We start from the raw sequence: 6,415 nt of genomic DNA, 5'->3' as shown, positions 1-6,415 counted from the left end.
CACACGGGGGTGCGGACCCTGAAACCATTCACCAATAAAATAAATAAATTGGTATCAACAAACTTGGCACACTATTGAGTTCTCAAACAACAGACGCTTCCAACCTCCACGACCCGGGCTTATCTCATGCCGGCGCTTCGCTCTGGAGCAACTTCACTACCTTAGTCCGAAGACCACCCGAAGTCAAAACGACATCCAGGGTTCCTCCGGAATTCTCCGTGCCGTTCCCCGCCCGTTTCCCTTTCGGGCTACGCTGCGGTGTCCGGCGCGAGAAACAACTCTACGCGCCTTTCCCCCGGAAGTCCAAACGACCACCCTCCTCGCAATGACGCAGCAAAACCCCTAGAAGACGGGGCCATGGACCCCTGGGACCGCAAATTACCCCTCAATTCCAGGATTTGAAGATTTGAGTGCTGCATCACAGGAGCCCTGCCCCGACGGTCATAGACTCGATACATGGCTGCATCTTCCCCGCGAAACACCCAACCACAACCGGAAGCCGACGCGCTGCAACAACGCCTTGGGTACACCGAGCCGATTTTCAACGCGTCGATGGCCGGCGCTGCCGGCGGCGCCCTAGCGGCTGCCGTATCCGCGGCCGGAGGGTTCGGCATGCTGGGCATCGGAGGAAACGACACCAAGGAATGGATCGACCAGCAGTCCGGGCTTGCCGCTTCGGCCTCCCGCCCATGGGGTGCCGGCTTGATGGCGTGGGTCCTGGAGAAGTCGCTCGATCCGCTGCACCAGGTGCTTGCGCATGGACCTTCGTTCATCTGCGTCTGTTTCGGCGAACCGGGACCGGCTGCCGCCGCGGCACACGAGGCCGGCGCGTGGGTCGGAATGCAGGTGGGCAACGCGGCGGAACTCGAGCGTGCCCTTCAATCCGACATCGATGTGGTCATCTGTCGCGGCAGTGAAGGCGGCGGACACGGCCGGAACGAGGTTTCGACACTCCCCTTATTACAGTTGGCGCTCTCCAGCACGGAGAAGCCCGTCATTGCCGCCGGCGGGATCGCCACCAAGGCAGGTGTTGCCGCCGTTCTGGGGGCAGGCGCATCGGCCGCATGGATCGGCACCCGGTTCGCCACGGCCACGGAGTCCCTGAGCCACCCGAACATCAAGCAGGCGATCGGCAGCGCGGGCATCGACGACACCGTATATACAAGGGCGTTCGATATCGCCCAACGCATTGCCTGGCCCGTCGAGTACGGCGGCCGGGCCCTGCGAAACGACTTCAGCGACGCCTGGGCCGATGACATCGAAGGGCTCAGTGCGGCGGTAGGGCAGGGCGGTGACATCAGCAGGGCCGTCGATGAAGCGCGCGTGAAGGCCGACGTAAGCACCGCCCCGGTGTATGCCGGTCAGTCCGCCGGCTTGTCGACGACCGGGCAGAGCGCCGCCCGGATCGTGGCGGACCTTGCCGGATTCCGCGAGCTGCTCAACCGGGCGGCCGGGCGTTGGGACTCCCGTTAGGGAGACGCCTTACATAGGGCTAGTAACCCAGCGGGGTGTTGTCGATCAGGCGGACCTGGCCGACCTTCGCCGCCACGAGCAGCAGCCCCTCGCCGGTGAAGGGGGTTTCCCTGCAGTTGAAGGCGAGTTCCTGCAGGGTGTTGGGGTCGACGAGTTCAAAGTAGTCGAGCTCGACGAGTGGCTCCGCCTCGAAGAGCGCGACGGCATCGTCCAGGAAGAGCGGCTCGTGCCGATCGGCGCGGACCTTGACCATGTTCATCGCCCGGAAAATGACGAGCGCGGCCTCGGCCTGTTCGGGGGTGAGGAATTGGTTGCGGCTGGAGAGCGCCAGACCCTGCGCGGAGCGGATGATCGGTACCGAGCAGATCTCGACCGGGTAATTCAGGTCCTTGACCATCCGGTTGATCAGCACCAGCTGCTGGGCGTCCTTCTGCCCGAAGTAGGCGCTGTACTTCACGGGAACGGGGCAGCTTGCCGGGGGCATGGCCAGGTGCAGCAGCTTGGCCACGACCGCAAGCATGCCGTCGAAGTGCCCGGGGCGCGAGGCGCCCTCGAACTTGGCGCCCAGCGCGCCGGAGTCCAGCTTCACCAGCGGACGGCCGTCCGGGTAGACCTCGGCGGCCTCCGGCGCGAACACGATGTCGGCCCCGGCGCGGGCCAGGATCCGGACGTCTGCGTCCAGGGTGCGCGGGTAGCGTTCGAAGTCCGCGGCGTCGTTGAACTGGAGCTCGTTGACGAAGACGCTGACCACCAGCACGTCGTTCTGCGCGCGTGCCGTTGCCACCAGCGATTCGTGCCCCGAATGCAGGGCGCCCATGGTCGGCACCAGGCCCAGGGTGGCCGTGCCGCCTACGGAAGCCGCCCGCACCAGGCGGTCGGAGATGGCGGCCGAAAGTTCCCGGGCCGTACGGACCACCAGCGGTTCTTGGTTGCGCTTAACAGCATCGTTGCTCACCGGCCCAGTTTATCGCCGCGCCGGCGGCGGAGCCCGGTTGCTACGTTTGGTTGCGGCGGGTCGGCGTGCGGCGGGTCAGTGCCCGGCGCCGTCGATGGCGGCGAGGACCGCCTCGAGCTTGTCCGGGCCGATCAGTCCGCGGGCGTGGGCGCGCAGCGCGGTGGCCCGGCTCATGGCCAGGTAGCCCTCGCGGGTGTCCCGGGCGACCTCGGCGGATTCAAGCGCCGCCTTGTGCTCGGCGACCGTTTGCACGTCCCCGCGAGCGATCGGGCCGGTCAACGCGCCCTCGCCGGAGGCCAGGGCGTTCTCCAGGGAGGCGCGCATCAGCGATGAAAGCACCCGTTCGGGGTGCTCGACGCCGATGCCGGACAGCAGCCCCGCGGCCTGTCCGGCGATGGTCACCAGGTGGTTCGAGGCGTGCGCCAGCGCCGCGTGGTAGATCACGCGGTCTTCCTCGGCGATGGCCACGGGTTCGCCGCCCATCTCCACCACGAGCGCCTGGGCGATGGGCAGCACCATGTTCGGGGCCGTGACCCCGAAGGCACAGTCGTTGAGCCGCTCCAGGTCCATGCTCATGCCGGTGAAGGTCATGGCCGGGTGGATCGCCAGGGCGATGGCCCCGGCCCGGCTGGCCGGGGCCAGCACCTTGGTGCCATAGCGCCCGGCGGTGTGCACCACCAGCTGCCCGACCTGCCAGTGTCCGGCCGCGGCCAGCCCCGACACCAGGTCGGCCAGCGCGTCGTCGGGGACGGCCAGCAGCACCAGTTCCGCGCGCCGCAGGATCTCCGGGATCTCCAGCACGGGGACACCCGGGAGCAGCATTTCGGCGCGCTCCTTCGAGGCGTCGGACACCGCGTGCACCCCGACGATCTGGTGTTCGGCGGCACGCAGGGCCGCGCCGAGCACTGCGCCGACCTTGCCCGCGCCGATGATTCCGACGCCCAGGCGCCCGGGACGTGATGCCTTCATCAGGCTTCCTCCAACCAGTGGTTCGTGTCTTTTTTCTTGCGCGCGATGGCCGCGCGGTCGGACTGGGCCAGGAAGAGGGCGCGCGCCTCGTCGAGGTCCATCTGGCGCACCACGGGGACCACCGGGCCGGCGATCGTCGCCAGCCGAAGCTCGGCCACGCCGAAGCGCCTGGCCAGGGGCCCCTGGTGCAGGCGGATGCCCTGGGTGCGTTCGTGCGGGACGATGGCCGTGGTGCGGTGGAGCGCGCCGCCGCGGGCCACCAGCGCGGTGTCGGTGACGGCGTAGCCCTGCCGGCGGTGGGCCAGCGGGGACAGCGGGCGCACCCGGCGCGGGGAAACGATGAAGCCGTGGCCCTCGCCGCTGCCGTTGATGGCCTCGGCGAAGAATTCGCGGGCGGCGGGGGTGCCGGGATCGGGAAGCACGACCGAAAGCACCGCCAGCACGTCCTCGTAGGTTCCCACGGGAAGCAGCACCGAGCGTTCCGCGGAGTCCTCGGCGCCTGCGCCGCCGATGCCCGCCACGTTCACGGAGACCTTGTACCAGCCGAAGCGGCGCCAGAAGAACGGCGCGCTGACCTTGATGGCCTGCACGCGTCCGGGCGGCACGGTCTGGTGGCGGGTGTCGAGCAACCCGTAGCTCAGCCGCAGCCCGTCGGCGCTTGTTGCCGCCTTGAAGTTGTATCCGGTGTTGATGTGGTTCCACAGGGCCCCGCCCAGGCCCAGGAACGCCGGGATCAGGTAGAAGGGGGCGAAGCCCTCGATGCTCGACATGCCGATGGCCAGGCCGGCGAGGCCCAGCACCACGACCATGGTGACGGGCCGCAGCAGCAGCGAGCCGACCAGCCGTCCCGTCGGAACGGTCGCCACGACGTACTCGCTGGCGGCCGGCACCGGGGCGGATGACGCGGCGGATGCCGGTGCCGGCGCGCCGGTGCCCGGATCGGCCTCGACTCCACGGCCGGCCGTTTCGCCCGGTTCAGGGGTGCGGAACGGCTGCGTGGACTCGGCGGCCTTCAGCCCCGCCGCGCGCGCCAGGATGGTGTTGCGCAGCTGCTGCGCCTCGGAAAGCCGGATGAAGGCCAGGCTCATCGCCGCGGAACCCGAGTCGGCGACGTCGAAGCGGAGCTCGGCGAGCCCGAAGATGCGGGCCACCAGCGGCTGGGCGATGTCGATCGACTGCACCCGGTCGATGCGGGCCTGGCGCTGCTGGCGGAAGACCATGCCGGAGTTCACGTTCACGTGCCGGTCGGTGACCTGGTACTTGGTGAACCACCAGGAACCCAGGAAGCCCAGCAGGATCAGGACCAGGATGCCCGAGCCGATCAGGACGGGCACCAGCAGGGATCCGCCGTCGATGAACTCCTCGCCGGGGTAGGCCTCCTCCTCGCCGAAGAACGACGAGAGCGTGTTTTGCCCGTAGACGAAGGCCACGGCAACCACCGCAAGCCAGCCCCGCACCAGCGGGGAGACCGGGTGGACCCGCTGCCACGGCTCCGTGCGGGGGGCCGCGGGTTCGGCTGCCGGAACGCTCACAGACCGGCCAATCGCGATTCGCCGCGCGCGGCAAGCTGTTCACGCAGCCGGGTGCCCTCGGCCATCGGAAGCCCGGGGATCTCGGCCGTCGCGTCGGCGGCCGCGGTGTGCAGCTTGACCTTGCACAGCCCCAGCATCCGGTCGATCGGGCCGACGGCCACGTCGACGAACTGCATGCGGCCGTAGGGAACCACCAGGACCTTCTGGAACATCAGGCCGTGGCGGACCAGCAGGTCGTCGTCGCGTTCCGCGTACCCGATGGCGGCCACCTGGCGCGGGATCACGGCCAGCCGGACGAGTTCGGCGGCCAGCACGACGGCCGGCAGGGCGATGCCCAGCCACAGCGGGTAGCCCGGCCACAGGCCGGCCAGATGCAGGACCAGGGGGACGCAGAGCACCGCGAGGGTGATCAGCACGGAGATGCCCCAGCCGACCATGCGGACCTTCGCGTACTGCGGCGAAACCCGCATCCACTGGATCCCGGCCGGGTCAATTGGTTCCTGCGGCATAGCCTTCCTCGTCCTTGCCCTGGGCGCGACCCTCCGGGCTGGAGGGCTCCTCCGGGGGAAGTTTGCAGAACTGTTCCACAACCCATCCAACGATAGCCATGACCAGCGCCCCGCCGATCATCACCAAGGATGATTTCACCGCGTTGCTGCCCGTGCCCGAAGCGCCCAGCAGCCCGACCAGGATGCCGACGTGCCAGCCGGCGATCGCGCTGCCCGCGTAGGTGCAGGACTGGGCCAGCACCAGGGTGCGGGCCGCGGCGATGGGGTTGATCGGCGTCTTGGCCTTGCCGCCGGTGTACCGCTTGACGCGGATGCCCATGACCAGGGTCAGCACGGTGGCGGCACCCATGGTCAGCAGCGAGGTCCAGTGCAGCACCGGGGCCGCATAGCCGTTGGAGGCGGCGATGGACTGCATGATGTAGCCGGTCGCCGTCGCCACGGCCAGGACCGTCACCACCCACAGTGGACGCAGTGAGTTCATGGTCCTAGGCCCCATCCCCGTAACGGGTCACGTCGGCGGAGTCCGCGGCCGCCGCCGCCAGGGCGGAAACCGGCGTCCCGGCAAGCATCGCGTCGGGTTCCATCCACAGCCACGGCACCAGCACGAATCCGCGTTCCGCGGCGCGCGGGTGCGGCAGGGTCAGCACCGGGTCGTCGCTGCTGGTTTCCCCGTAGGTGATCACGTCGACGTCCAGGGTGCGCGGGCCCCAGCGGACCTCGCGGGTGCGCAGGTGGGTCTGCTCGACCGCCTGGCAGGCCGCCAGGAGATCCAGCGGAGCAAGGCTCGTTTCGACGCGCATCACCAGGTTCAGGAAATCGGGTTGCCCGGCGGGGCCGCCCACCGGCTTGGTCACGGCGGTCCCGGAGACGGACACCAGCTCGATCCCGTCGGTGGCGGCGATTTCGGCGACGGCCGCCTCAAGCGTTCCGGCACGTTCACCCAGGTTGGAGCCGAGGGCAAGAATGCAGGAGGCCAT

The 6,415-nt window shown here is 68.9% G+C and carries 7 protein-coding genes; 1 reads left to right on the top strand and 6 read right to left on the bottom strand.

The genetic code is table 11. The annotated features are described in order from the left end of the window. Positions 1-456 precede the first annotated feature (456 nt). Positions 457-1,473 (top strand): NAD(P)H-dependent flavin oxidoreductase, encoded by a 1,017-nt coding sequence (locus ACFY5D_RS12095; RefSeq protein WP_387529734.1) that lies wholly within the window; start codon positions 457-459, stop codon positions 1,471-1,473. Positions 1,474-1,492: 19 nt separating this feature from the next. Here the strand turns inward: ACFY5D_RS12095 and panC are convergent, their stop codons facing one another. The 6 genes from panC to folK all read right to left on the bottom strand — a co-directional run bounded on the left by panC (position 1,493) and on the right by folK (position 6,415). Further along, the gene (panC, locus tag ACFY5D_RS12090; RefSeq protein WP_387529731.1) at positions 1,493-2,428 is read right to left on the bottom strand and encodes a pantoate--beta-alanine ligase; all 936 of its coding nucleotides are present in this window, start codon (positions 2,426-2,428) and stop codon (positions 1,493-1,495) included. Between the two features lie 75 nt (positions 2,429-2,503). Then, positions 2,504-3,397: a Rossmann-like and DUF2520 domain-containing protein gene (locus ACFY5D_RS12085; RefSeq protein ID WP_387529728.1), complete on the bottom strand. Its 894-nt coding sequence runs from the start codon at positions 3,395-3,397 to the stop codon at positions 2,504-2,506. Further along, positions 3,397-4,929, bottom strand: coding sequence for a PH domain-containing protein (locus ACFY5D_RS12080; RefSeq protein ID WP_387529725.1), 1,533 nt, complete (start codon positions 4,927-4,929; stop codon positions 3,397-3,399). The genes ACFY5D_RS12085 and ACFY5D_RS12080 overlap by 1 nt, the downstream gene beginning before the upstream one ends. Beyond that, entirely contained in the window at positions 4,926-5,438 is a 513-nt protein-coding gene (locus ACFY5D_RS12075) for a PH domain-containing protein (protein ID WP_387529722.1), read from the bottom strand. Before ACFY5D_RS12075 ends, ACFY5D_RS12080 begins: the two co-directional genes overlap by 4 nt. Continuing rightward, on the bottom strand, positions 5,419-5,919 hold the full coding sequence (locus ACFY5D_RS12070) for a DUF3180 domain-containing protein (RefSeq protein WP_387529719.1): 501 nt from the start codon (positions 5,917-5,919) through the stop codon (positions 5,419-5,421). Before ACFY5D_RS12070 ends, ACFY5D_RS12075 begins: the two co-directional genes overlap by 20 nt. 4 nt (positions 5,920-5,923) lie before the next feature. After that, entirely contained in the window at positions 5,924-6,415 is a 492-nt protein-coding gene (gene folK, locus ACFY5D_RS12065; RefSeq protein WP_387529801.1) for a 2-amino-4-hydroxy-6-hydroxymethyldihydropteridine diphosphokinase, read from the bottom strand.

Origin of the sequence: Paeniglutamicibacter sp. NPDC012692 (assembly GCF_042901625.1) — a bacterium.
GTDB lineage: Bacteria > Actinomycetota > Actinomycetes > Actinomycetales > Micrococcaceae > Paeniglutamicibacter.
The sequence above is the reverse complement of the archived record's forward strand: the minus strand, read 5'-3'. Positions and strand labels throughout refer to the sequence as shown.

Bases quoted from the DNA above. Each gene is read 5' to 3' on its own strand.
- ACFY5D_RS12085 (WP_387529728.1), bottom strand. From the start codon at position 3,397: ATGAAGGCATCACGTCCCGGGCGCCTGGGCGTCGGAATCATCGGCGCG.
- folK (WP_387529801.1), bottom strand. From the start codon at position 6,415: ATGGCCTCCTGCATTCTTGCCCTCGGCTCCAACCTGGGTGAACGTGCC.
- ACFY5D_RS12070 (WP_387529719.1), bottom strand. From the start codon at position 5,919: ATGAACTCACTGCGTCCACTGTGGGTGGTGACGGTCCTGGCCGTGGCG.
- ACFY5D_RS12075 (WP_387529722.1), bottom strand. From the start codon at position 5,438: ATGCCGCAGGAACCAATTGACCCGGCCGGGATCCAGTGGATGCGGGTT.
- ACFY5D_RS12095 (WP_387529734.1), top strand. From the start codon at position 457: ATGGCTGCATCTTCCCCGCGAAACACCCAACCACAACCGGAAGCCGAC.